This window comes from Agromyces sp. CF514 (genome assembly GCF_900113185.1).
Classification (GTDB): Bacteria; Actinomycetota; Actinomycetes; order Actinomycetales; family Microbacteriaceae; genus Agromyces.
Window position 1 is genome coordinate 1,005,046 of sequence record NZ_FOZD01000001.1, and the last position, 25,137, is coordinate 1,030,182.

Here is a 25,137-nt window from a genome sequence, read left to right on the forward strand (position 1 = left end):
CGGCGACGACGTTGTGTTCATACTGGTCTCGTGGGCATGACGGCGTGGGTGCGGCGATGGAGCATCGCCACGCGCCTGTTCGTCGTGCAGGTCGGCTTCATCGCGGTGCTCACGACGGCGGCCACGATCTGGTTGTGGGCCGATGCGAGAGCCGATGTCGAGGCGGATGCCGCGGCGAAGACGATGGCCGTCGCGACCTCGATCGCCGACAACCCGTTCGTGGTCGAGGCGCTCGCGACCGACGACCCCACGGCGGAGCTGCAGCCGTACGCCGTCGACGTGATGGCCGACACCGACACCGACTTCGTGACGATCATGAACCCCGATCGCACGCGCTACACGCACCCCGACGTCTCGCAGATCGGCCTGCCGTTCCAGGGCACGATCGAGCCGGCGCTGCGCGGCGAGCCGTTCACCGAGACGTACACGGGCACGCTCGGCCCCAGCATGCGGTCGACCGTGCCCATCGAGGACGCCTCGGGCGAGGTGGTCGGCATCGTGTCGGCGGGCGTCACGGTCTCGAACCTCTCGGCGGCGCTCGGCACCCGTCTGCCCATCGTGTTCGGGGCGGCGCTCGTCACCCTGCTGCTCGGGGCGCTCGTCGCGTGGCTGCTCAGCCGCTACCTGCGGCGGGTCACCTGGGGGCGCGGGCCCGAAGAGATGAGCCGCATGTTCGCCTACTACGAGGGCGTGTTGCACTCCGTGCGCGAGGGGCTGCTGCTCGTCGATACGCAGGGCCGGCTCGTGCTCGCCAACGACCAGGCCACCGAGCTGCTCGGCCTGCCGCGGCATCCCTCGTCGGATGCCTCGGGCGAGCCGGTCGCGGTGCGCGACCTCGAGCTGCCGGCGTCGCTGCGAGACCTGCTCGCCGGGGGAGCGGTCGCGGTCGACGAGGTGCACCTCACCGACGACCGCGTGCTCGTGGTGAACCAGGCCGTCGCGGTGTCGACGCCGTCGGCGGCGAACCCCGGCCCGGCGCGCATCCTCGGCACGGTCACGACGGTGCGCGACCGCACCGAGCTCGAGCAGCTCGCGGGCGAGCTGGCCACCATGCGCACGCTCTCGGACGCGCTGCGCTCGCAGACGCACGAGTTCGCCAACCGGCTGCACACGATCGTCGCGCTGATCGAGCTCGGACGGCCCGAACAGGCGCTCGCGTTCGCGGCCCACGAGCTCGACACCCGGCAGGAGCTCGCCGACGAGGTCATGGGCGCCGTCGAGGAGCCCGTGCTCGCAGCCCTGCTGTTCGGCAAGGCGGCGCAGGCGAGCGAACGCGGCGTCGAGCTCGCCATCTCGGTCGACGACGCGATCGCCGACACGGACGTGCCGCCCGCCGAGTGGGTGACGATCGTCGGCAACCTCATCGACAACGCGGTCGATGCCGTCGCCGCGACCATGGAGCCGGCCGTCTCCGTCGCGGACCCGACCGTGGAGGTGGCGATCGACGTGGTGACGGAGGGCACGTCGGCGGGCGGCGGCGGTGACGCGGACGCCTTTTCGCGTGCGGTGCGCGTCCGGGTCTCGGACAACGGCCCAGGGGTCGTCGATCCCGAGCGGGTGTTCCAGCGCGGCTTCTCGACGAAGGAGCACGGCGAGGCGGGCCGGGGCCTCGGCCTCGCCCTCGTCGGGCAGTCGGTGCGGCGGCTCGGCGGCACCGTCGCCGTGACCCCACGCGAGGGCGGTGTCGGCGCCGTCTTCACGGTGCTGTTGCCGCAACGGCTTCCGACGAGCAGTGGCCGCGCATGACCGACGTCCGCGTGCTCGTGGTCGACGACGAGCCCATCACCGCCGAGGCGCACGCCGAGTACCTGCGTCGACTCGACGGGTTCGCCGTGGCGGGCGTGGCGCTCAACGGCAAGGAGGCGATCCGGCTGCTGCGGGATTCGCTGCCCGGAGGCGACTCGCGGCGCGGCTCCATCGACCTCGTGCTGCTCGACATGAACCTCCCCGACATCCACGGCATCGAGCTCTGCCGCCGCATCCGCACCGCCGGTCTCGAGGTCGACGTCATCGCGATCTCGGCCGTGCGCGACGTCTCGGTGGTGCGTGCCTCGGTGAATCTCGGCATCGTCGCCTACCTCATCAAGCCGTTCACCTTCCCGGTCTTCGCCGATCGGATGCGGAGCTATGTCGAGTTCCGCGCCGGCTTCGCCGAGGGCGCCGGCGTCACCACGCAGGACGAGGTCGACCAGACGCTCGCGCGCCTGCGGTCGCCCGGGTCTGCGCCGCTCGAGAAGGGTCTCGCCGGCGACACGCTCGGCCGCATCGTCAAGGCGCTGCGCGGGCGCGACGAAGCGGTGTCGGCGAGCGAACTCGCCGCCGAACTGGCGATCTCCCGGGTCACGGCACGCCGGTACCTCGAGCATCTCGCCGACGACGGCTCCGTCGAGCGGGCGCCGCGCTACGGCACGCCCGGTCGGCCGGAGCTCGAGTACCGGTGGCGGCTGGGCTGAGGCATCCGCCGTGCCCACGGCCTCGACGCGACTCGACGTCGGGTGCGGTCTCAGGTGCGCAGTGCGCCCTGTGCGGCTCTCCGCAGCCGCGGGTCGGGGTCGTCGGCCCAGCGCGCGAGCACGGCGAGCGCTCGGGTGCGCGCGGCGCCGTCGAGCGAGCCGACCAACGGGCGCACGACGTCATCGATGAGCGGGGTGGTCAGCGCGTCGACGGATGACTCGCGCAGGAATCCCTCGATGCGGGTCAGGTCGGAGTTGCCGAGCTTGCGCACGTGGGTCTGCAGGAGCACGATCGCGGCGAGGCGGCGCTCGTACACGGGCGCTGACCAGAGCTCGGAGCTCAGTGCCGTGATCGCGTCGTGGTCGAGGTCGCGATGCCGGTTGCCGAGGTCGCGGATCGTGCCGCGCACGGCACCGACCGACGCGCCGTACGAGTCGAGCTCGCCGCCCAGGCGCTCTCGCACGTCGTCGGCGCGGTACTCGTCGCCCTCGTACCGCAGGGCCGCGTCGACGAACTCACCGGCTGCGCTCACGGTTCCATTCTCGGGCCGCGAGACTGGCACGTCGGCACGGTGGCATAGGGTCGGACTCGGGCGCGAATTCGGAAGGCGGGGCGATGTCGAACACCGAAGAGGGAGTCCACGCCGAAACGGCGGCGGAGGTTCCGGAGCCGAAGCCGCAGGGCTTGTACGCGAGCGCCGCGATGACCCTGATTTTGCTCGCCGTCGGGTTTGCGATCTTCGCTTTCACGCCGGGTGTCATGGTCTCGCTGTACGCGGGCATGGCGGCCGCCTACGCCGCCGTGCCGTACACGGTTGTGGCGATCGTCGTGCGAGAGGTCGTCGCCCGTCGCGCATGGCGCGGAGCCGAAGACGAGCCGCGCAACGACGAGGCGATCCGTTTCGGGCTGTTCCGTCAGCGGGCCTCCCTCGTCACGGCGGTCACGATGCTCGTCGCGTTCGCCGTGCTGGTCGTCGTGACGGTCGCGGTGATGGGCTCGGTCGACCGCGTCGGCGGGTACGGCGGCCTGGCCGTGTTCGGAGCGTTCGCCGTCGTCGCGGGCGGGTTCGCGATCGTCGTGAACATGCCGCTGATCTACACCGGGTCCGTCGTGCGGTCCGAACGGTATGCCGTTCGCGAGCGCATCGGCGCGTGGAGGCTGATCCGTGCGACCACGATCCTCACCACTGCCTCGTGGATCGCCTACTGCGCGTTCGGCGTGTTCTTCATCACGCAGTCGATGTGGTTCTGACGCCTGCGTTCCGACTCTGGATTCTGGACGCGGCTGCACGTCGTGGTGTGAGGATGGACGCATGGCCGAGGACGCGCTCGCCGAGATCGCCGATGAGCTCTACGGGCTGCCGCCCGAGGCGTTCACCGCGGCTCGCAACGCCCGAGCGAAGCAGCTTCGCGCCGACGACCGGGCCTTGGCCGATGCGGTGGCCGAGCTCCGGAAGCCGTCTGCTCCCGCCTGGCTCGTGAACCAGCTCGTGCGCCTGCGCCCCGATGAGCTCGACCAGCTGTTCGAGCTCGGAGCACAGCTCCGCGCCGCGCAGGCGGAGGTCGACGCAGCCGCCCTCACCGCCCTCGCACGGGAGCGGCGCAAGGTCGTCGGTGCGGTCGCGGCCGACGCCGGCGCGCTCGCCGACGAACTCGGGCATCCGGTGCGGGGCCCGGTGCTCGACGACGTCGCGTCGACCCTGCAGGCCGCGATGACGGATGCCGCGGCCACCGATGCCGTGCGCAGCGGCAGGCTCGTCCGCAGTCTCGAGGCCATCGGCACCGAGGTGGACCTCACCGACGCGGTTGCCGCGTGGACGCCGGGCGCTTCGGCACGCTCGGCCGCAGCCCCGCCGCGCGACGAGGTCGGCGACCGCCGCGCCCTGAAGCAACGCCAGGCCGACGAGGCAGCGGCACGTGCCGCCGAGGCTTCGGTGGCGGCCGCTGCCGAGGCCGAGGAGGAGGCCGCTGCGGCCGAGCGCGCCCTCGAGGCCGCCTCGGGCCCGCGCGACGAGGCGCGTGCTGCGCTCGACGACGCGCGGGCCGCCCGCGACGAGCTCCGCACCGCGCAGCAGGACCTCGAGCGGCGCCTCGCGCGGGCCGAGCGCGATCTCGCGGCGGCCGAACACCTCGCCGACGAACGCGAGCACGCATACGACCGCGCGTCGGCCGCCGCCGAGACGGCCCGGGCGACTGCCGACGCACTGCGCGCGGCACTGGACTGACCCAGGCGAACCCGTCGGCGACCTACTCGACGAGCTTGCCCGCGACCGAGACCTCCTCGCGCATGAGCGCCGCGATCTCCTCAGGGATCTCCGGGATCTCCTCGCGGGTGATGCCCGACGACGGCGACCAGACGAGGTTGACCTGCAGGGACTCGTCGAGCGCCGGGAAGTCGCTGCGGTTGTGGCATCCGCGGGTCTCGCGCCGTTCGAGCGCGGCCTCGAGGGTCGCACGTGCGGCAAGCGCGGCCGACTTCAGGTCGAAGGCGTGCGCCAGGTCCTGGTAGCCGGCGATGTCGGGGTGCACGCCGATATCGGCGATGCGCGCCTCGATCGCGTCGAGCTCGGCGAGGCCGGCGAGGAGACCGGCCTCGTCGCGCACCACGCCGGCGTGCTCGGTCATGGTGTTGCGGATGGCGCGCTGCAGTGCCCGAACGTTCTCGGTGCCGTCGGAGGCGAGCAGCGCGGAGATCTCGTCGCGCGCGGCCTGCACCGCGGCGGCCGAGCGCCTCTGCGCGTCGAGCGACGCCGAGTAGGCGATCGCGGCCTGCCCGACGATGCGCCCGAAGACGAGCAGCTCGATGAGCGAGTTGCCGCCGAGGCGATTGGCGCCGTGCAGTCCGGAGGATGCCTCGCCGATGGCATAGAGGCCCGGCACGTCCGTGCCGTGGTCGTCTGGGCGCACCCACACGCCGCCCATCGAGTAGTGCGCGGTGGGCGCGATCTCGATCGGCTGCTTCGTGATGTCGAGCATCTGCAGCTCGAGCATGGTCTGGTACACGCGGGGGAGGCGCTGCATGATCGTCTCGCGGGGCAGGTGCGAGACATCCAGCCAGACACCGCCGTTGGGGGTTCCGCGCCCCTCCTTGATCTCGGTGTAGCAGGCGAGGGCGACCCGGTCGCGCGTCGAGAGCTCCATGCGTTCGGGGTCGTACTTCGCCATGAAGCGTTCGCCGAGGCCGTTGGTGAGGATGCCGCCCTCGCCGCGCGCCGCCTCGCTGATGAGGGTGCCTGCTGCGTTCTCGGGCTCGATGATGCCCGACGGGTGGAACTGCACGAGCTCGGGGTCGCGCACGCGCCCGCCCGCCTCGACGGCCAGCCGCCACGAGTCGCCCGTGTTCTCGTCGCGGCGCGACGAGGTGCGCCGCCAGATGCGGTTGTGGCCGCCGGCGGCGAGGATGACCGCGTCGGCGTGGATCAGGTATCGGGTTCCGTCTTCGAGGTCGAAGCCGTACGCGCCGAAGACCGCGCCGTCGTCGTTCACGAGGATGCGCGTGACGTAGACCGTGTCGAGGATCGGCACGTCGAGCTGTGCGGCCCGGTTGACGAGCGTGCGCTGGATCTCGAGCCCGGTGTAGTCGCCCGCGAAGGCGGTGCGGCGGTAGGTGTGCGCGCCGAAGAAGCGCTGCGAGATACGGCCATCGTCCTCGCGGGCGAACGGCATGCCGTAGCGCTCGAGGTCGTCGATGCCGCGGGCAGCGCCCTTCGTCACCGTCTCGACCGTGCGCGGGTCCGCGAGGAGGTAACTCTCCTTGAGCGTGTCCGCCGCGTGCTGCTGCCAGCTGTCGTCGACGTCCATCGTCGCGAGCGCGGCGTTGATGCCGCCCGCCGCGAGGGAGGTGTGGGCATCGGACTTGGGCCGTTTGCCCAGTGCGAGCACGTCGATGCCGGCCTCGGCGAGCTCGATCGCGGCGCGCAGGCCCGACCCGCCGGTGCCGATCACGAGCACGGTCGTGGAGATCTGCCGTTCGGGGACGGTGCCGTGTGCGGAGGGGCTGCCGATGGCGCTGCCGCGGATATTGGAGGTGCCTGAGGTGGTCATGCGCTCCACGCTAGGTTCGGGGTTTCGATTACTCCAATGCATCTATTTCATGAGAACCATGCGCGTAGGCTATCGATATGAACCTCGAGCAACTGCGCAGCTTCGTCGAGGTGGCCCGGTTCGGCAACTTCACGCGCGCCGCCGAGGAGCTCTACCTCGCCCAGCCCTCACTGAGCCGCCAGATCGCGGCGCTCGAGCACGAGCTCGGCGCGGAGCTGTTCCACCGGGCGCGTGGGGGCAGCACGCTCACGGTCGCAGGGGAGTCGCTGCTGCCCCTGGCCCGCCGCATGCTCGCCGACGCCGAGTCGGTGCGCCGCGAACTCGCCGAGCTCGCGGGCCTCGAACGCGGCCGGGTGCGCCTCGGGGCGACCCCGACCCTTTGCATCAGCCTCGTCGCGGAGGTGTTGAGCGCGTTCCACGCCGCGCATCCGGCGATCGAGCTGCACCTGACGGAGCACGGGTCGCGTCGGCTGCTCGACGAACTCGCCGGCGGCGAACTCGACCTCGCACTGATCACCACGTCCGATGCCGCGGCGGCGGAGCGCTTCACCGTGACGCCCCTGCTCGTCGAGGAGCTCGTGGTCATCTCGTCGGCAGCCGCGCCGCCGGTGACCGCCCGCGACACCATCGCACTCGACGAGGTGGCAGCCCTGCCGCAGATCGTGTTCAGCTCGAGCTACGACCTGCGGAGCACGACGGATGCCGCGTTCCGCACGTCGGGGCTGACTCCCGAGGTCGTGCTCGAGGGCGCCGAGATGGACGCCGTGCTGCGATTCGTGGAGCGCGGCCTCGGCGTCGCGATCGTACCGGCGATGGTGCTCATCGACCGGCCCGGGCTCCGGTCGGTGCGCCTCGAAGGGCCGCAGCTCGGCCCCTCGGACGTCTCCGGTTCCGCGCTGTCGCGCACGATCAGCGTTGCGCGACCCGCGGATGTCGCGCCGACCGCGGCCGTCGAGGTGATGCGCCGCACGATCACCGCGGGCGCCACCGCGTTCGCGGCGAGGGCGGGTGCGACCATGCGGGTCGCCGAACCGGGCGACTGATCCGGTCGTGCCCGGATCGGCTCAGGCGCTCGCAGCCTCGGCGGCGTCGCGCGGCGGATTGAACATGAACTCGAAGCGGATGCCGTTGTCGTCCTCGACGAAGGCCGCGTAGTAGCGCTCGTTGAAACGCGGGTAGGGCTTCGGGTCGCGCACCGAGGTCCAACCCGCCGCGAGGGCGATGCCGTGCAGGCGATCCACCTCGTCACGTGAGGCGATCGGGAACGCGAGGTGCTGCCAGCCGACGCGGCCGTGCCGGTGCGGACCGCTGCCCGGCTCGCGCGCGGGGAAGAGGATCAGCTCCTCCTCGCCGAGGGACCAGGACACCCCGTTGTCAGCGTCGTTCCGGTCGCAGCCGAGCGCGGTCATCACGGGATCGAACTGGGCGATCGAGCGGGGCAGGTCCTCGACCGAGAGGCCGAGGTGATCGAAGAGGGGCATCCGGACATCCTATGAGCGGCCTGCGACGCGCATCTCGACGCGCCGTCGGAATCCGCGGAATCGCCGCCGCATCCGAGAGGCCGAGTGGCAGGATGAGCGTCGGGCGCTGCGAAGCCGCAGGCGACCGGGTTCCATCTCGTGATCGGGGGATCATCGTGACGTCGCACCGCTCGAAGCGCTCAGGGCTCCTCGCCACCGTGGTCGTATCGGTCGTCGCCCTCTCGGGCCTCGCCGGGTGCGCAGCGAGCACCGACAGCGTCGATCGGGCGAAGGCGCAGGTCACGGCGAAGGAGAAGGCCGTCGCGACCGCGCAAGCCGACCTCGACGCGGCCTCCCAGGCGTTCTGCGAGGCGAGCGGTGACTACATCGCCGCCGTCGACGGGTACAGCGACGTGCTGACCGCCAGCGCCCCGACCGTCGGCGACGTCAGGGCTGCGGGCGCCGACCTCGCCGAGCCTCGCGACGACGCGTTCGACGGCGCCGAGGCCGCGACCGCCGCGCGACACGATCTCGAGACTGCGGAGCAGGAACTGGCAGAGGCCAGGGCGGCGCTCGCCGCGGCCGAGGCCGGACCGTCCGGCACGCCTTCGGACACGCCTCCGGCACCGACGAGCACCCCGCTCGCACCCGCAGCCTCCGTCGATCGGGTGAAGCAGGCGGAGTCCGAGTTCGAGGCGGCGCAATCCTCGATCACCGACGAGACGCCGCTGGCCGATGCCTCCGAGCTGTTCAACAGCGCGGTCGTCGCACTCGAGATGGCCTGGCTCGGCCTCTTCGCCGACGCCGGATGCCTCACCGAGGACCAGCAGGTGCAGGCGGAGGCGGCCGTGAGCGCCTACACCCTCGCGCTGCAGCAGGATCTCGCCACGACGGGGTACTACTCGGGAACCGTCGACGGGGTGTCGGGGCCGCTGACCGTGCAGGCGATCGAAGACCTCCAGGAAGCACACGGACTCCCGGTCACCGGCACCGTCGACAAGGCCACGTCCGCAGCGCTCAACGCCGAACTGGCCGCACTCGGCGGAGCGGCCGCGCAGGACTCGCTGGCCTCGACGGCCGCCGTGCAGCAGACGTTGAAGCTCGTCGGCTTCTGGGACGGACCGGTCGACGGAGTCTGGACCGACGCCCTCACGGAGGCGTTGCAGGCGTTCCAGACCGAGCTCGGCGTCGAACCGACCGGCGCGGTCGACGCCGCGACGATCGCCGCCTTCGAGCACGCGATCGTCGAGCTCACGGCGCCGGACGCGCCGACGAGTCCGACCGAGGCGCCCACGAGCACTCCGAGCCCCTGAGGCTCGACGGCAGCACCGGTCGCTCGCTCGACGCGGCGCGTTCAGCCGTCGGCGGGCCGATCCGCGCCCGGCGCCGGTGGCGGCCCCTGATGCTCGAGCTGCGCACGCACCGCGCGGTCGACGTTGCCGTGGATGTTGTCCGCGCCGATGCGCTGCAGGACGCCGTCGCGTGCCAGCGTCGTGCTGACGGCCTGCTTCAGGCGGGCGAGTCGGAGCGTGACGTCGGAGTCCCTTGCGAGTTCGACGACGTCGTTCATCTTGGCGCACCCCTGCGAGTCGATGAAGTTGATGCCCCCGCAGTCGAGCACGATGCCGGTGAGGTCGGGCGTCGAGTGGATGATCTCGCGGATGCGATCCTCGAGCGCGTCGGAGGTCGCGAAGAACAGTCCCCCGTCCATGCGGATCACGACGACGCCCGGGACCCGCTCGTCGGAGGGATGCTCGCTCACGTCGCGGAAGGCCTGCGTTCCGGGTTGCCGTGCGAGCGTCGCGATGTTGGGATGCGTCGCCACCCCGATGAGCCAGATGATCGACAGGCCGATGCCGATCATCACGCCGGCCAGGACGCCGAAGGCCAGGGTGCCGGCGATCGCGGCGATCGCGATCCAGAAGTCGAACGGCTGCACCCGCGCGAGGCGGCGCATCTCGGGGATGTTGATCATGCCCATCACGACCGCCTCGATGATGAGGGCCGCAAGGACGGGCTTCGGCAGCCCGGAGAAGAGCGGGGCCAGGAACAGCAGCGTCAGCACGACGGTCAGCCCCGACGTGATCGAGGCGAGTCCGGTGCGGGCGCCGGAGTGGTCGTTGAGCGAGCTCGCCGACAGGCTGGTCGAGACCGGCATGCCCTGGAAGAGCCCGGCTCCGGCGTTCGCCACTCCTTGGGCGATCGACTCCTGGTCGATGTCGACCTGGTAACGGTGCTTCGCCGCGAACATCCTGGCGTCGCCGGCGGTCTGCGAGAAGCCGATCAGCACGAGCGCGACCGCGGCGATTCCCACCGTCGCCGCGTTGTCCCACATCAGGCCGAGGTCGGGCACGGCGAACGACGGCAGACCTCGCGGCACGTCTCCGACGAGCGCCACGCCCCGATCACCGAGATCGAGCAGCCACGAGGCGAGCAGTCCGCCGACGACGAGCACGAGCGCGCCGGGCAGGCGCGGTGCGATCCTGCCGACGCCGAAGACCACGACGAGCGACACGAGGCCGACGACCAGGGTGGTCCAGTGCGTCTCGTCGAGCGTTCCGATCCACGACCAGAGTTCCTGGATCGCGTTTGAGCCGCCGGGGTCGGTGCCGGTGAGCTTCGGAAGCTCCGAGATGACCACGTCGACGGCAGCTCCGAACAGGAACCCGGTCACCACCGCACGTGAGAGGAACTGCGCGATCCAGCCCATCCTGAGCACGAACAGGAGGATGAAGAGCACGCCGGAGGCGAGCGTGATGCCGGCGACGAACGAGGCGATGTCGGCCTGGTCGGAGAGACCCGTCGCGAGCACCGCGCTACCGGCCACCGCGGCGAGCGCCGAACTCGGTCCCATGGAGATCTGGCGACTGGTTCCGAAGATCCCGTAGAGGATGGCGCCAGCCGCGGCCGCGTAGAGGCCGTTCTGCAGTGGGATCCCGGCGATGCCCGCGTAGCCGAGGTTCTTCGGGACGATCAATGCCGCGACCGTCACTCCGGCGATGAGGTCGCCCGCGAGCCAGCGGCGATCGTATCCGCGGATCCAGGCGAGCGCGGGGACGAACCGGGCGACCCCGCGCCCCCGGTGCCGATCGCGGGGAGCGCTCATCGCACGCTCCGCCGCTCGCCGACGTGGCTGTTCATGGCTCCATCATGGCCGCTCGGCGACGACGGGGACAGAGCGAAGGGTCGGATGCCGCGGCATCCGACCCTTCGACGATCGCGCGATCAGCGCGCGGCGACGACCGCGAACTCGACGAGGAAGTCGGGCGTCGCGAGCTTCGCCTCGACCGTCGCGCGGGCGGGCGGGTTGGCGCCGTCGACCCACGTGTCCCACACGGAGTTCATCTCGGCGAACGACCCGATGTCCGCCAGGTAGATCGTCACGTTGAGCAGCTTCGACCGGTCGCTGCCGACGCCCGCGAGCAGCTCGTCGACCTGTGCCAGCGCGGCGCGGCTCTGCTCGGCGACCGAGGCGCCCTCGGCGACCTGGCCGGCGAGGTAGACGGTGTCGCCGTGCACGACGGCCTGGCTCATGCGGGGTCCGGGCTGGACGCGCTGAATGGTCACGGGAGCTCCTCTGGGTTCGGGGGGTCTTTCAGGGTACCGACCCCGCTGGGCATGTGACGTGCGCGTGGGCGTCGCCGCGTCATCCGCAGTTCCGCGCCGGGTAGCCCACCGAGGCGATGTCGGTGCCCGCGGCGTCCGCCCCGGTCGCCGTGACGGTCGCCGTACCCGCGGGCAGCGCCACGAGCCGGCTCGAGAACGATGCGCTCGCCGAGGCGCCCGCGGCGAGGCGGACGACCTGCTTCGAGCCGTACGGCGTCTCGAGGTCGACGGCGACGGGCCCGTCGGACTCGTTCGTCGCGGTGACGGCGAGCACGGCCCTGCCGGCGATGCACCGAGTGGACGCGACCGCCGATACCTCGACCTGCCCGCCGATCGTCTGCGGCGCGACGCTCGTGAGCGTCGGCGTCACGGTCTGGAAGAGGCCGTCGGTCCCGATCGTCAGCCGGTCGATCGTCGTCTCCCGGTGCGTGCCGTCGCCGTTCGGCATGGCGAAGCGGTGGTACGCGATGTACCAGTCGTCGGTGCCCGGCACGTTGAGGATCGAGCTGTGGCCCGTGCCCTTGATGCCGAGCGAGAGGTCCTTCTGCAGGATCACGCCGCGGTACGTCCATGGGCCGGTCGCACTCGTCGACGTGGCGTAGCCGACCCGGTAGTTCTCGGAGCCGGTGTCGTCGATCGCGTAGGTGAGGTGGTAGATGCCGTCCCGGTAGTTCATGAACGAACCCTCGCGGTACGACGTGAGCCCGCTCATCGCCGAGATCGTGCCGGGCTTCAGCGATGTCATCGTGTCGCTCAGCTCGGCCATGACCGGGCTGCCGTTGCCCCAGTAGAGGTAGTACCTGCCCGTCACCGGGTCGTGGAACGCGGCGGGATCGATGGCCTGGCCGGAGGTCACGGCCTCGTTGTTGAGGATCATCGCGGTCGACTGGGCGGTGAACGGCCCCTCGGGGCTGTCAGCAACCGCGACGCCGATGGTCTTGCGGTTCAGTGAGGCGTTGTGGCCGCTGAAGTAGAAGAAGTACCGGCCGTCGCGCTCGATGATCGTGGGAGCCCACGCGTTGCCCGTCGCCCACGGCACATTGCCATTGGCTCCGTCGAGGGTGAGGAACGGCTGCTCGGAGCGGGTCCAGTTCACGAGGTCGGCCGACTTCCACACGTAGAAGTCCCTGCCGCCCCACCCCGCGGTGCCGTCGGTCGTGGCATAGAGATAGTAGGTGTCGCCGAAGACCGCGATGTTCGGGTCGGCGTACAGGCCGGGCAGCACCGGGCTGTTCACAGCCTGCGCCGACAGGGTCCACGTCGAGGCCGCACCGCCGGGTGCCGTCAGCGTGTAGGTGACAGGGGAGCGGAGGTCGACCGTCGTGCCCGACGCGGGCGACACGGTCACTCCGGCGGCGGCGACGAACGTCGGGGCGACGGCCGAGGCATCCGTGCCCGGCCTCACCGGGAGGATCGCCGTGCGGGCGGTGCCGTTCACGATCGGGGCGAGCTTCAGCAGCGCGGGGTCGGCCAGCGAGACATCCGTCAGTTGATCGGTCGCACCGGCATTCGTGAGCACCTCGGATGCCGAGAGCGCCCGGTCGAACACCTGCACGTCGTCGAACGAGCCCTTGAAGAACTCGTCGGCCGCGTAGAGCGACTTGCCCAGATAGCCGTACAGGTTCGACCCCAGGTCGGACACCGTCGTGTTCAGCGCGGAGTTCTCGCCGAGCTTCGCGCCGTCGACGTACACGGTCAGCTTCGCCCCGGCGAACACGAGGTCGTAGTGGTGCCACGCCCCGCTCGCGACCGAGCCGGTGACGGCAGACTCGTTCTGCCACGAGGTCTGCGTGATCGCGGTGCGCACGTCGGCGCCGCGTACACGGAAGAAGGAGTACTTGTTCGAGTCCGCGCCGAGCGCGAACGTGAAGAAGTTGCCGCTCGCCTTCTCGCTCTTGACGTCCAGCGAGACGGTCAGGTTCGAACGCCCGTCGAAGAAGCCTCGCGGGAACGCGGCGAACCCGTTCGTCGTGCCGTCGAGGCGCAGCACCTTGCCGCGCTCGGCGTCGGTCGCCACGGCGGCGGTGCCCGATGCGGTGAGGTGGGCCGTGCCCACCGAGTCCTGCAGGGTGCCGTCGTCGAACGCGTACGACGCGATCGGCTGGGGCGGCGCGTCGGCGGCGAGCGCCGGAGGCCCGGCGAGCAGCGTCGACGCCACGACGGCGCCCGCGACGACGGATGCCGTGACGACCCGTCGCCTCGTCGCGCCGCGTGGTTGCGGCTCGCGGGTCCGGTCTCGGAATACGGAAGAGAGCATCATCGATCCTCGATTCGTTCGGTGGTGGTGCTGGTCTGGAGCGCGCCGTGCGGGTCGTGCGCACGGGCGCGGACGACGAGGGCGCCGCCGCCGGTTCGGCGACGGCGCCCAGGTCGTTGCGCTCGGGGTGCGGATGCCTCAGCAGCCCGTCGCGGGGTATGCCGTCGTGACGGTCAGAGCGCGACCGGATGCGGCGGGGTCGGCGGCCGTGACGGTCACCGTGCCCGCGGCGATCGCCTTGGCGCGGCTCGAGAACGACGCGCTCGCCGAGTCGCCCGCGTCGAGTGCGAACGGCTTGGCGCCGAAGGCGCTCGTCGCCGTGACATCGAGGGCGACCTCGTCGGCGTTGCGCACGGTGGCCACGACGACCGCCTTGCCCGCGACGCAACGGGTCGCTGCGGTCGCCTCGACCGCAGCGGGTGCGATCGGGTCGGCCGCGACGGAGGCGATTCGGTAGCGCTGGCAGTCGTTGTTCAGCACGCTGTACTGGTGCACCCGCGTGCCGTCGGCGGCAGCGCAGAATGACAGGTCGAGCGCCTTCAGGCTCGTGCCGTTGCGGAACTCCACGACGCCGTCGTTGCCCACGAGCACGCGCCAGGTGCTGCCGGCGATGCCGCACGCGCCCTGGGTGACGGTCGCGGAGTCCGCGGTCGAACCGCCCGTGACCGAGAGGCACTTCGCGGGCGCCGAGCCGAGGTGGAGCTCGGACTCGCCGTTCGCGGCGGCCGTGAACGTCACGCCCTGGCAGGCGGTGCCGGCGTACTCGCGCTGCTGCAGGATCGCGCCGTCGGCGGTCGTGCAGCCGGGCACCTCGAGGGCCTTGCCCGAGGCGATCGACGTGACGGCGACCGATCCGGCCGGGCGCAGCGCCCAGTCCTGGCCGGCCGAGGCGTTCGCGGTCGACTGCACGATCGCGGCGCCCGTCGAGCCGGCCGAGCCCGTCGGCGCACCGGCGGCCTCGAGCACCTTGCCGCTCGTGCGGTTCGTGAGCTTCGACCATCCGCCGGTCGTCTGTGCGACGGTCCACTGCTGGCAGCCGGTCGTGACGAACGGCGTCTGCTGCACGGCGGCGCCCGACGTCGTCGCGCACGCGACCGGCCCGAGGGCCGTGCCGCTCACGGCGTTCACTACGCGGAGGTACCCGTCGCCCGTGGTGTCGAGCACGAAGCGCGACCGCGACGAGGTGCAGTCGCCCTGCACGAGCGTGGCGCCGCTCTCGGCCGACGGCACGGTGGCGCACAGTCCGGTGGTGCGGCTGACGAGGTTCCAGCGCGCGCCTTCGACCTGCGCGGTGATGGGCGCGTTCTCGCCGCTCGGCACCACGACGGCCGTCGACGTCGCCTGCGGAACGCCGAAGTCGGGCTCGCCGGCATCCGTCCAGTCGACGACCTGCGCACGGGCCGACCGCTCGCGACTGCACCCGCCGTCGGCGCGCGCGTTGGCGTGGTAGAGGTTCCACGTCTCGGTGCCGTCGGGCGAGGTGAAGAAGTCGTTGTGGCCGGTGCCGTAGGCGCCGTTCGCCTTCGAGAAGACGGGTCCGTCGCTCTTCTGCCACGAGGCCTGCTGCACGGGGTCGCCGCCGAGGTACTCGAGCGTGCCGAGCTGGTAGTCCTCGGTGCCGCAGAAGCTCGCCGAGTAGACGACCCAGGTGCGACCGTCCTTCTGCAGCGGGATCGGACCCTCGTTCACCGGCTGCCCGATGACCTCCCAGCTCTCGGTGGGCTGCGACAGGATGTTGAGCGGCCCGGTCGCCGTCCACGGGTTCGCCATGCGGGCGATGTAGTTGCTCTGCAGCCCGTCGGGCGCGAACGCCGACCAGGTCACGAACAGCTCCCCGTTCAGCTCGAGGTACGCGCCGTCGATGTTCCAGTCGTCGGTCGGGATCGGACGGCCCTTGTACGTGTAGGGGCCCATCGGGTCATCCGCAGCGCTCTCGATCACCTGGAGGTGCTGGGTGCCGAAGTTGCCCGATACGCCCATCGTGTACATGAGGTACCAGCGCCAGCCGTTCGGTCCCTCGAGGCGCTGCAGCTCGGGCGCCCACATGTTGCCGTTGCGGCCGGTGTTGGTGTCGGAGTACACCGTGACCGGCTTGGTGGTGCCGAGCCCGGCGAGGGTCGGCGCCTTGCGCATGACGACCCGGTTGTCCCACGTCGTCGACACCAGGTAGTAGTTGCCGTCGTGGAACTCGATCGTCGGGTCGGCCGTGTCGGGCGCGAGCGGGTTGGTGAACGTGTCGGAGCCGATCGCCTCGGCGGCCGGGGCCTGCGCGGCGTCGAGGGCCGCGAGGCCGGTGAGGCTGCCGAGTGCGAGCGCGGCGACCAGGGCGGTGCGCATCAGGTTCCGGATGCCGCGGGGCGCGCGCCTCAGCACGAGCGGCCCTCGTACGCCGCGGCGACCGACACGCCGTCGACCGTCGCGGTGACCTGCCCGGCGGGCACGGTCGCGAGGCGGCTCGAGAACGTGAGCGACTGCGTCGCACCCGCCGCGAGCGCGATCTCGCGCTCGCCGTATGCCGACGAGACCTTCGCGCTCGCCGACTGCGACCCGCGGTTCGTGGACTTGGCGACGAGCGAGACCTTGCCGGCGACGCAGCGCGTCTCTGCGACCACCTCGACGCCGGGCGTGACGGTCACGGTCGCCGTGACCGGCATCCGCGAGTCGTCCTGGGCGACGCCGCGCACCGTGAAGGTGCCCGGTGCGGCGTAGTCGGCGGCGGGCACGTTCGCCCAGACGACGTCGGCCTGCTTCGTGGTGCCGTCGGCGGTCGTGAGCGACGCCTTCGGCAGCACGGGTGCGACCCCGGCTCGGGTCGTCACCGTGATCGGGGCGACCTCGGCGACCGCGACGGCCGGGGCGTAGCCCTCGAGCACCTTCTGGTACTCGGCGCGCGTCACCGGGATCACGGTGCCGTGCCGCGGCTTGCCGCCGTCGCTGTTCTGCGGCAGGTTCGCGCGCAGCGTGGTGCCGAGGGGCTGCCACGAGTCGCCGTCGGCGATGTCGCCCGAGCCGAACGGGATGTAGTGGTTCGGGCCGCCGTGGTACGACGGCTGGTCGATGAAGAGGTACCACTCGAAGCCGTTCACGTCACCCGGGTTCGACGGGAAGATGCTCGGCCCCTCGCCGCTCGAGTAGGTGCCGCCGGGCTCGCCGTTCGGCAGGCCGGTCGCGACCTTCTCCTTCACGAGCGTCCACTGGTCGGCCGCGCCCGAGGTGCCGGGCAGCGAGCCGCTGATCGTGGCGAGCAGGTTCGTCGACTTCTCCTCACGGATGGTCATCGACGCCTCGTCCTTCGTGAAGCGGTAGAAGATGCCGTCCTGCTCGGCGACCGTCGAGTCGATGAGGCCGAGGCCGGTGCCGCGCTTGACGTCGGACCACACCTGGGCGTCCGAGAACGTGACGAAGTCGTCGGTCGTGGCGTACATCATGCGGTTGTAGGTCACGGCCGTGCGCGAGGCAGCATTGGTGTCGGCGTAGAGGTTCGAGGCCCAGAACACCACGTAGCGGCCGAGTTCGTCGTCCCAGTACGCCTCGGGCGCCCACGTGTTGCCCGCGTAGGGCGTCGAGACCTGGATGTGGCGCTGGTTCGACCAGTTGACGAGGTCGGTCGACTCCCAGACCTCGATCGCGAGTGAGCCCGAGAGCTGCGCGGTCGTGAATCCGCCGGCGAGGCCGGCGACCTTGAGGTCGGTGGCGAGCATGTAGAACTTGTCGCCCTCGTGCGAGCGGATGATGAACGGGTCGCGGAGGCCCGTCGTGCCCTGCGTCGAGGTGAAGATCGGCTCTCCGCCGTTCAGCGTGTTCCACCGCAGTGCGTCGTTGCCCTTCGAGGCGGCGAGGCTGACGCGCTCGGCGCCGGCCCCCTCGCCCGTGAAGAAGGCCCAGACGTAGGCCTCGGGGTCGCCGGCGTCGGCGGGCTTCGCGGGCACGGTGAGCGCGAACGTGCGCGCGGCGGTCGCAGCGCCGCTCGTCGCGGTCGCGGTGAGCTCGACCTCGGCGGAGGCCGCGGGGCGCGTGATCGTGATCGTGGCGGTGCCCGTCTTGACCCCGGCGCGCACGGTCGCGACCGCGGCGCCCTCGGTCACGGTCCAGGCGATGGCCGAGCCGTTGGCGCCGACGGTCGGCACCGAGAAGCTCGTGCGCACGTCGTCGGCGTCGACTGGCAGCGCGAGGGCCGCGGCATCGGCGTCGACCTTCGCCCGGTCGGAGAGCTGCGCGGGCACGGTGACGGCGTACGTGCGGGTCGCCGTGGCGCCGCCCGCGGTGAACGTCGCGGTCAGCGTGACCGAGGCGTCGGCGGAGCCGCCCGCGGGGCGGGTCACCGTCGCGGTGCCGCCGGTCACGGCGATCGCCGACGAGTCGGACGCCCACGAGACGGTCGCGCCGTGGCTCGCCGTCGGCAGCGTGAAGTTCGCGGTCGCCGTGGGGGCGACCGTGACGGCCGCGGTCGCACCGGCGAGGGCCTGGTCGGCGAAGAGCTGCTGCACCGTGGCGGTGTCGAGCGCGGAGCCGTACACCGCGTAGTCGCCGACCGATCCGGCCCAGCCGTTGTCGGCGTAGGTCGAGCGGCCGAGGTACGACACGAGGCTCGAGCCGAACGACGACACGTTGCGCGCGATCGTGACCTGGCTGATCTGGGTGCCGTTGACGTATGTCGTGAGCTTGCCCGCGACGCCGTCGATGACGCTCGTGTACAGCGCCATGCCCGTGGGCGTCTTGATGCCGGTGGTGGCCGCGTTGGTCGCGCCCGCGCCGACCTCGGTGCCCCACGGCGCGGTCGCGCTGACGGTGTTCGTCAGCGCGGACTTCACGTAGCCGCTCGGGTTGGTCGGGTTGAGCAGCCAGTAGGCCGACGAGTACGACGCGCCGGATGCCACGGGCGCGCCGATGAAGGCGGCGGCCACGTTCGCGGGGCCGGTGCGGTTCTCGATCCACGTCGAGACGGTGACCTGCGTCTTGCCGACGAGGCCGGCGGTCGGGATCTCGAGGTAGCCCGCGCTCGCGCGCGCGCCTCCGGGAAGCGACAGGGCGCCGCCGTCGACGGTCGCACCCGTCTGCTTGATGACGCCGTCGTAGCCGTTGCCCGAGGCGTCGGCGACGACTCCTGCGGCGGCTGCGTCGAACGTGTAGTGGATCAGCGGGGCCGGCGCCTCGGCGGCGTCGGCGGACTGCGGGGCGATGGCCCCGACGGCGGCGAAGGCGGCGGCGGCCGCCACGACGGCGGCCCCCGTCCGCAGCTTCCGCACGAAGATGTCGCGCATGTCACTCCAATGTGTGTGGTGGTGCGGTGTTGTGGTGCCGGTGCGTGGTGCCGCCGGTGGGTGGTGCTCGTGGGTTGTGGTGCTCGTCGGGAGACGGTTCCGCATGCCGCGACGCGCCGCCGCGGCATCCGGAACCGCCTGATGGGTCAGCCGCAGTTGGCCGACGGGGTGGGGAACGCTCCCTCGAAGGTGGACCCGTCTGCGGCGCTGCCCGTGAGGGTGAGCGTGCCTGCGGGGATCGAGGCGGCGCGCGTCGAGAAGGTCGACGAGACCGAGGCCCCGGCTGCGAGCGAGACCGTCTTGTCGCCGTAGGAGGTGTGGATCGCGACGTCGGCGCGCTGGTCGTCGGCGTTCTTCGCGGTGACGACGAGCGACACCTTGCCGGCGACGCACCGGGTCGTGGCGGTGGCCTGGAGCTCGAGGCCGCCCTGCAGCGCGACGGCTTCCGAGGTCGAGGTCGCGACCAGGCCGTCGGCGTAGCCGTCGTACGTCGCGGTGACCTCGCCGATGCCGGCGGGCACGGTGGCGCTCGCCGAGCCGTCGTGCAGCTTCACGGTCTTGCTCCAGTCGCCGCCGGCGAAGGTGACCGTGCCTGCGACGTCGCCGTCGTCGGCCGCGGCGACCTCTGCGGTGACGTCGCGGCCGTCGGCGGTCAGCTCGGTGGTCGACGCGACGGCCGAGATGCCGGTCCAGTCGTGCATGGCCGTGAGCACCGTCTGCGGCACGCTCACGAAGGCGCCGTGACGCGGGCTCGTCGGCAGCCCGCCGACGGGGCGCACGTTCCAGCTCGCGCGCTGCGAGAGCCGGTCGGCCTGCGAGCTCGAGGCGATCTCCGAGCCCGTGGTGACGAAGGCGCGGTAGCCGCCGGCGCTGTAGTTGTCGACGAGGAAGGCGTAGCCGTCACCGCTCGCGTTGTTCGGGTCGCCCGCGTTGAGCTTCACGATCTCGGGGCCCTCGCCGGACTGCCCGGTCTCGAGGCTCGTCATGCGCGTGTCGGTGAGCTGCCAGGTCTGGCTCGGGTCGGCGCTCCAGTTCGACGCGGTCGTCGGCGCGGTGAGCACCTTCGAGCGCTCGAGGAAGATGTCCTTGCCGGCCTCGAGCGTGCCTGCGGCGCCGCTCTCCTCGTTCTTGGTGAAGCGGTAGTAGTACTCGCCGATCTTCGTCACGGTCGAGTCGATGCGCGCGTAGCCGGTGTCCTGCCAGCTCGCGGGCGGCGACGTGAACGTCTTGAAGTCGCGGGTCAGCACCGAGAACATGCGCGCGTAGAGCTTGTCGCTGTTCGTGTGCGACGCGTCGGAGTACAGGCGCGAGGCGAAGAACACGACGTAGGACTGCAGCTCGTCGTCCCAGTACGCCTCGGGCGCCCACGTCATGCCCGCCTCGGGCTGGTTGACCGTGATGCCGCTGTCGATGCCGTTGGTGCGGGTCCAGTGCACGAGATCGACCGACTCCCAGACCTCGATCTTGAGGCTGCCGGCCGACTGTGCGGGGCCCCAGCCCGTGCCGCAGCTGATGCAGAGGTCGGTGGCGACCATGTAGTACTTGTCGCCGTCGTGCGAGCGCAGGATGTACGGGTCGCGCAGGCCCTTCGTGTCGGACGTCGACGTGATCACCGCGGCGCCGCCGTTGACGGGCGAGAAGGTGAAGAAGTCGTTGCCCGAGGTCGCGGCCTGGTAGATCTTCTCGTCGCCGTCGGACTTGAAGTAGGCGGCGGCGTACCCGGCGTCGGGGGCCGTGCGGCCGTGTTCGGCGACCTTCACCGTGAACGACTTCTCGACCGTGGCCGAGCCGAGCACGGCGTGCGCGGTGAGCGTGACGGTGCGGTCGCCCTCGCCGTAGGCCGGGCGCTCGACGAGGCCGCCGCCGGCGAACGGGTCGGCCGAGCCGACCGCGGGTGCGGTGTAGCCGGCATCGGTCGGGGTGACCAGCGCCGGGTCGGAGGAGGTCCAGGTGATGGCCGAGCCGTTGACCGAGCCCTTCGTGACGAGCGGCAGGTTCTCGGTCGTGCGCGCCGAGAGCGAGATCGCGTCGAGGTCGGCCGACGGCGAGGCCGCGAGCACCGTGAAGGCGAACGTGATCACCGTGCCGGTCGCGGTGGTGGCGGTGACCGTCACCGGGGTGTCGGTCGTGACCGTGCGCGAGACGACGCCCGTGTTCGAGATCACCGCGGTGTTCTGCGAGGCCCACGTCAGGGCGACGCCGTTCGACGACGCCGGGAAGCTCAGGTTGCGCGTGACCTGCGAGGCGGAGGGGTTGGCTCCGAGCACGGTCGGCAGCAGGTCCGCGCGCAGCAGCGCCTCGTTCGCGGCGGACTTCGCCGCAGCGGTCGGCATGCTCGCCGAGAGCTCGGCCTGCGTGAGCGCAACATCCCAGAACTTCACGTCGGTGACGTCGGCCTGCACGAGCGCGTCGCCCGTGTAGAGCGAGCGGCCGAGGTAGCCGAGGGTCGTGCCCGACGGGATGATCGAGCTCATCGCGTAGGTGTGGGTCGTCGTCGAGACCTGCACCCCGTCGCGGTAGAGCGTGAGCGCGTTGCCGTTGCCGACGAGGGTCAGCGTCGTGAAGCCGGCGTTCAGTCCGCCGCCGTTCGGCAGGCGCACCTCGCCGTTGGCGGTGCCGGTCTTCACGCGGATGCCCGAGAGCACCGCGTTGCTGTACGCGGACTCGCCCGAGCGCGGGTTCACGAACACGTGGTTGCCGAGCGCCGTGGTGTTCCAGGCGCCGACGCCGTCGCCGATGACCCAGCCGAACTGGTTGGCGGCGGTCTGGGTGGCGACCGTGTACTCGACGGTGAAGGCGTTGTCGGAGGCGGTCACGAGGCCCTTCGGCAGTGCCGCGTAGCCGTCCTTCTTGAACCGGAGCACGGCGTCGCCGCCGGCATCGGCGAACGAGGCGTCGGTGAAGCCCGTGAGCGTGGCGTTGCGGCCGTTGCCCGAGATGTCGAGCAGCTGGTTGCCGGCGTGCGTCATGTCGTAATGGGCGGTCACGGCGGGCGGTTCGGCGGCCGACGCGGAGAGCGGGACGGCCAGGCAGAGGCCGCCGACCAAGGCGCCGGAGAGGGCCCCGGCGAGCCATCGCCGTGGTCGAGAAGTGGGGAGGAGGGCAGACGGTCGCATGGTTCTCCTTGCAGTCGCCATTGACGGAAAGCGCCCACGGGGGGCGAGGATCGCTCGAATGTTACCGGACACATTACGAGATCGCCAAGGGTTCGAAGCGGAGGATATTCACCGCACGAAATCTCTGGCGCGGCTTCTCGGGTCTGTGCTACGGTCAGCGCGTTACCGGTAACAAGACGTTTCCCACACCGGATCCAGCCCGCCAACGAAGCCGAAGGCCCAGGAGCTCTCAATGTCGAAGCACGCTGCCGTCCCCCGCGCCCTCAGAGCCGTCGCGCTCGCCCTGGGCGCCGCCGTCCTGGTCTCCGCCACCGCGGCCGCACCGCTCGCAGGGGCGCTCGCCTCCGCCGCTCCCGCGGCCGCTGCGACGGCCGCCGCGCCGCGCACCGGCCTGCTGGCCGAGTACCTCTTCACGCAGACGACGGGCAGCAGCGTGCCGAACACGGCCGGCGGGTCGTCGACGGTCGGCGCGGCATCCGTCGTCAACGGCACCGACGCGCTCTGGACCGGCTCGTCGCTGAAGTTCACGGGCGGCGCCAAGACCAGCACCGCCGACTGGGTGCGCCTGCCCGACGGGCTGCTCGCGGGCAAGCAGTCGGCCACGATCACCGTCGAGACGAAGTTCGACGCCTCCATGCTGACGACCTTCAACTTCCTCTGGAACATCGGCAGCGACAGCACCACCTCGTACTTCTTCGCCTCGATGCGCGACAAGGCGCGCACGGCGATCACCACCGCGAGCAACGGCGGCGAGGCGAACGCCAGGGCCGTCGACTCGCTCGCCGCAGACCGCTGGTACAGCGTGACGACCGTGCTCGACGGCGCGGCCGACACGCTCGCCTTCTACGTCGACGGCGCCAAGGTCGGCCAGATCGCGACGACCCTCGAGCCGTCGTCGATCGCGACCCAGACGGTCAACGCGATCGGCCGGTCGCCCTGGCCCGACCCGTTCTACAAGGGCGAGGTCTCGACGTTCCGCGCCTACGACCGCGCGCTCACCGGCGCCGAGGTCGCCGCCGTGTCGGATGCCGATGCCGGCATGCACGCCTCGACCTTCGCCACGAGCGCCCAGGCCGCACTCGACGCGATCCAGCCCATCGCGTTGACCGACTCCTCGATCACCCTGCCGACCTCCTCGGCGGCCCGGCTCAGCTGGTCGGCCCCCTCGGCGGGCCTGGCGCTCGGCGCGAGCGGCACGACACTGCAGGCCGTGCAGCCGGCACCCGGTTCGCCGGCGGCGACCGGCACCGTGACCGCGACCGCGAACGTGCGCGGCGTGACCGCCTCGAAGCAGATCCCGGTGAGCGTCGCCCCGGCAGCCGGGTCGACCGACGACTACGGCTACCTCATGGTGCACTTCATCGAGGACTCCGCCGGCTACGCCGAGAAGATCTACCTCGACGTCTCGCGCGGCGACGACCCCGAGCAGTGGGACCCCCTGAACGACGGCAAGCCGATCCTCGCCTCGCAGCTCGGCACCACCGGCATCCGCGACCCGTACCTGACCTACAACCCCGAGACGCAGACCTACTACATCATCGCGACCGACCTGCGCGTGTTCGGCGGCGACGGCGGCTCGGGCTCGTGCACGAGCTGGTGCTACTGGACCAAGAGCGCCAGCACGAAGCTGCTCGTCTGGGAGTCGACCGACCTCGTGAGCTGGGGCTCGCCCCGCAGCATCGACGTCTCGCTCGACGCCAGCGGCGCCGAGGTCGCCGAGCTCGGCATGGCCTGGGCGCCCGAGGCGACCTGGGTCGACGACTACTACGCCGACGGCCGCGGCGCGTTCGTCCTGTACTGGGCGTCGAACGTCTACCAGAACCCCGAGCACAGCGGCTCGAGCTACAACCGCGTGCTGTGGGGCGCCACGACCGACTTCACGCAGGGGACCTACGCCTACGGCGGGCCGTTCGTCGACCCGGGCGCCAACGCGATCGACACCACGATGATCCAGGACGGCGGCACGACCTACCGCATCACGAAGGACAACGGCCTCGGCAAGGGCATCTACATGGAGTCGACCACGGCCGCCCGCTGGTGGGAGCCCGGCACCTCGTGGACCCAGCTCCAGACGAAGATCGGCGCGGCCTGGGCGGGCGGCAACGCCGGCGGAGTCGAGGGCCCGGCCGTCTTCAAGAGCCACAGCGAGGACCGCTGGTACCTCTACGTCGACGTCATCCCCTCGACCGGCTACCGGCCGATGACCACGACGGACCTCGACGCCGGCTGGACCCAGCTGACCGACCCCGGCTTCTTCATGGCCCCGAGCACCAAGCACGGCGGCGTGATCTCGCTCACCAAGGCCCAGTACGACACGGTCAGGGCTGCGGATGCCTCGGCCGCCGTCTCGACCGACCTCGGGTCCGTCGAGGTCGCCCAGGGCAGCACCGCCGGTGCGCTCGCCGATGCGCTGCCCGCCACCACCGCGGTGAAGCTCGCCTACGACCGCGGAACGGCCACGCGGCCCGTGACCTGGGACGCGGCATCCGTCGACCTGACGACCCCCGGCACCTATGCGGTCACCGGCGTCGTGAGCACCTTCTCGGCCAACCTCGACACGTGGACCGGCGCAGGCGGATCGACCGCCTGGAACGCGCCCGACCGCGTGCTCTCGAGCAGCCGGGCCGTCGCCGTCGGCGCGAGCGTCGTGGTGACGGCGACCCAGCAGGGCCCGGAATTCACCGTGCAGGCCGAGACCCGCTGCGTCGCAGGCAAGGTCGCGCTCGTGACCCAGATCGCGAACACCGCCGACGCGGCGGCCGAGATCACGGTGGCCACGCCCTACGGCTCGAAGACCGTCCACGTCGCCGCCGGCAAGACGTCCAGCCAGACCTTCAGCAGCCGACTCGCCTCGGTTCCGGCGGGTGAGGTCGTCGCGACATCCGTCTCCGGCTCGAAGACCGCGACCTTCGCGGCCCGAGCCTGCAACTGACCCGCACC

16 protein-coding genes are annotated in these 25,137 nt (G+C 71.4%); 7 read left to right on the top strand and 9 right to left on the bottom strand.

All coding sequences use genetic code 11. From position 1 onward, the window contains the following. Positions 1 to 36: 36 nt before the first annotated feature. Together BM342_RS04465 and BM342_RS04470 are read left to right on the top strand one after the other, a co-directional pair. The gene (locus tag BM342_RS04465) at positions 37 to 1,746 is read left to right on the top strand and encodes an ATP-binding protein (protein ID WP_092964263.1); all 1,710 of its coding nucleotides are present in this window, start codon (positions 37 to 39) and stop codon (positions 1,744 to 1,746) included. Continuing rightward, the gene (locus BM342_RS04470; RefSeq protein ID WP_092964264.1) at positions 1,743 to 2,453 is read left to right on the top strand and encodes a response regulator; all 711 of its coding nucleotides are present in this window, start codon (positions 1,743 to 1,745) and stop codon (positions 2,451 to 2,453) included. The genes BM342_RS04465 and BM342_RS04470 overlap by 4 nt, the downstream gene beginning before the upstream one ends. Positions 2,454 to 2,503: 50 nt before the next feature. Here the strand turns inward: BM342_RS04470 and BM342_RS04475 are convergent, their stop codons facing one another. After that, entirely contained in the window at positions 2,504 to 2,986 is a 483-nt protein-coding gene (locus BM342_RS04475) for a DNA alkylation repair protein (RefSeq protein WP_092964265.1), read from the bottom strand. A gap of 83 nt (positions 2,987 to 3,069) precedes the next feature. Between BM342_RS04475 and BM342_RS04480 the strand changes: the two genes are divergently transcribed. After that, a complete protein-coding gene (locus BM342_RS04480) occupies positions 3,070 to 3,705 on the top strand; it encodes a hypothetical protein (protein WP_092964266.1) in 636 nt (211 codons plus the stop codon). Positions 3,706 to 3,766: 61 nt separating this feature from the next. Beyond that, positions 3,767 to 4,678: a hypothetical protein gene (locus tag BM342_RS04485; protein ID WP_092964267.1), complete on the top strand. Its 912-nt coding sequence runs from the start codon at positions 3,767 to 3,769 to the stop codon at positions 4,676 to 4,678. A gap of 22 nt (positions 4,679 to 4,700) precedes the next feature. Here BM342_RS04485 and BM342_RS04490 read toward each other — a convergent pair whose 3' ends face one another. Next, positions 4,701 to 6,497, bottom strand: coding sequence for an L-aspartate oxidase (locus tag BM342_RS04490; RefSeq protein WP_255368511.1), 1,797 nt, complete (start codon positions 6,495 to 6,497; stop codon positions 4,701 to 4,703). Between the two features lie 77 nt (positions 6,498 to 6,574). Between BM342_RS04490 and BM342_RS04495 the strand changes: the two genes are divergently transcribed. Beyond that, the gene (locus BM342_RS04495; protein WP_092964268.1) at positions 6,575 to 7,540 is read left to right on the top strand and encodes a LysR family transcriptional regulator; all 966 of its coding nucleotides are present in this window, start codon (positions 6,575 to 6,577) and stop codon (positions 7,538 to 7,540) included. Between the two features lie 21 nt (positions 7,541 to 7,561). Here the strand turns inward: BM342_RS04495 and BM342_RS04500 are convergent, their stop codons facing one another. After that, positions 7,562 to 7,978 carry a VOC family protein gene (locus BM342_RS04500; protein ID WP_092964269.1) on the bottom strand — a complete coding sequence of 139 codons (417 nt, stop codon included), beginning with the start codon at positions 7,976 to 7,978 and terminating at the stop codon, positions 7,562 to 7,564. 155 nt (positions 7,979 to 8,133) lie between these two features. On the opposite strand from BM342_RS04500, the gene BM342_RS04505 reads away from it, so the two are divergent. Then, on the top strand, positions 8,134 to 9,270 hold the full coding sequence (locus BM342_RS04505) for a peptidoglycan-binding domain-containing protein (protein ID WP_255368513.1): 1,137 nt from the start codon (positions 8,134 to 8,136) through the stop codon (positions 9,268 to 9,270). A 41-nt stretch (positions 9,271 to 9,311) separates the two neighbouring features. Here the strand turns inward: BM342_RS04505 and BM342_RS04510 are convergent, their stop codons facing one another. From BM342_RS04510 to BM342_RS04535, 6 genes are all read right to left on the bottom strand, one after another. After that, entirely contained in the window at positions 9,312 to 11,063 is a 1,752-nt protein-coding gene (locus tag BM342_RS04510; protein WP_092964271.1) for a SulP family inorganic anion transporter, read from the bottom strand. 119 nt (positions 11,064 to 11,182) lie between these two features. After that, positions 11,183 to 11,524, bottom strand: a complete 342-nt coding sequence (locus BM342_RS04515; protein WP_092964272.1) for a RidA family protein — start codon at positions 11,522 to 11,524, stop codon at positions 11,183 to 11,185. 79 nt (positions 11,525 to 11,603) lie between these two features. Continuing rightward, positions 11,604 to 13,820 (bottom strand): family 43 glycosylhydrolase, encoded by a 2,217-nt coding sequence (locus BM342_RS04520; RefSeq protein WP_177232058.1) that lies wholly within the window; start codon positions 13,818 to 13,820, stop codon positions 11,604 to 11,606. Between the two features lie 138 nt (positions 13,821 to 13,958). Further along, positions 13,959 to 16,157 carry a family 43 glycosylhydrolase gene (locus BM342_RS04525; RefSeq protein ID WP_143109757.1) on the bottom strand — a complete coding sequence of 733 codons (2,199 nt, stop codon included), beginning with the start codon at positions 16,155 to 16,157 and terminating at the stop codon, positions 13,959 to 13,961. A gap of 29 nt (positions 16,158 to 16,186) precedes the next feature. After that, positions 16,187 to 19,081 (bottom strand): immunoglobulin-like domain-containing protein, encoded by a 2,895-nt coding sequence (locus tag BM342_RS04530; protein ID WP_143109758.1) that lies wholly within the window; start codon positions 19,079 to 19,081, stop codon positions 16,187 to 16,189. A 146-nt stretch (positions 19,082 to 19,227) separates the two neighbouring features. Next, positions 19,228 to 22,050, bottom strand: coding sequence for an immunoglobulin-like domain-containing protein (locus BM342_RS04535; protein WP_255368514.1), 2,823 nt, complete (start codon positions 22,048 to 22,050; stop codon positions 19,228 to 19,230). A 379-nt stretch (positions 22,051 to 22,429) separates the two neighbouring features. On the opposite strand from BM342_RS04535, the gene BM342_RS04540 reads away from it, so the two are divergent. Further along, positions 22,430 to 25,129, top strand: coding sequence for a LamG-like jellyroll fold domain-containing protein (locus tag BM342_RS04540; protein WP_092964277.1), 2,700 nt, complete (start codon positions 22,430 to 22,432; stop codon positions 25,127 to 25,129). Positions 25,130 to 25,137: the final 8 nt, after the last annotated feature.

Excerpts from the sequence above, each read along its gene's own strand:
- BM342_RS04465 (WP_092964263.1), top strand. The coding sequence starts at position 37 with ATGACGGCGTGGGTGCGGCGATGGAGCATCGCCACGCGCCTGTTCGTC.
- BM342_RS04470 (WP_092964264.1), top strand. The coding sequence starts at position 1,743 with ATGACCGACGTCCGCGTGCTCGTGGTCGACGACGAGCCCATCACCGCC.
- BM342_RS04480 (WP_092964266.1), top strand. The coding sequence starts at position 3,070 with ATGTCGAACACCGAAGAGGGAGTCCACGCCGAAACGGCGGCGGAGGTT.
- BM342_RS04485 (WP_092964267.1), top strand. The coding sequence starts at position 3,767 with ATGGCCGAGGACGCGCTCGCCGAGATCGCCGATGAGCTCTACGGGCTG.
- BM342_RS04490 (WP_255368511.1), bottom strand. The coding sequence starts at position 6,497 with ATGACCACCTCAGGCACCTCCAATATCCGCGGCAGCGCCATCGGCAGC.
- BM342_RS04495 (WP_092964268.1), top strand. The coding sequence starts at position 6,575 with ATGAACCTCGAGCAACTGCGCAGCTTCGTCGAGGTGGCCCGGTTCGGC.
- BM342_RS04500 (WP_092964269.1), bottom strand. The coding sequence starts at position 7,978 with ATGCCCCTCTTCGATCACCTCGGCCTCTCGGTCGAGGACCTGCCCCGC.
- BM342_RS04510 (WP_092964271.1), bottom strand. The coding sequence starts at position 11,063 with ATGAGCGCTCCCCGCGATCGGCACCGGGGGCGCGGGGTCGCCCGGTTC.
- BM342_RS04520 (WP_177232058.1), bottom strand. The coding sequence starts at position 13,820 with ATGCTCTCTTCCGTATTCCGAGACCGGACCCGCGAGCCGCAACCACGC.
- BM342_RS04525 (WP_143109757.1), bottom strand. The coding sequence starts at position 16,157 with ATGCGCACCGCCCTGGTCGCCGCGCTCGCACTCGGCAGCCTCACCGGC.
- BM342_RS04530 (WP_143109758.1), bottom strand. The coding sequence starts at position 19,081 with ATGCGCGACATCTTCGTGCGGAAGCTGCGGACGGGGGCCGCCGTCGTG.
- BM342_RS04535 (WP_255368514.1), bottom strand. The coding sequence starts at position 22,050 with ATGACGCACGCCGGCAACCAGCTGCTCGACATCTCGGGCAACGGCCGC.
- BM342_RS04540 (WP_092964277.1), top strand. The coding sequence starts at position 22,430 with ATGTCGAAGCACGCTGCCGTCCCCCGCGCCCTCAGAGCCGTCGCGCTC.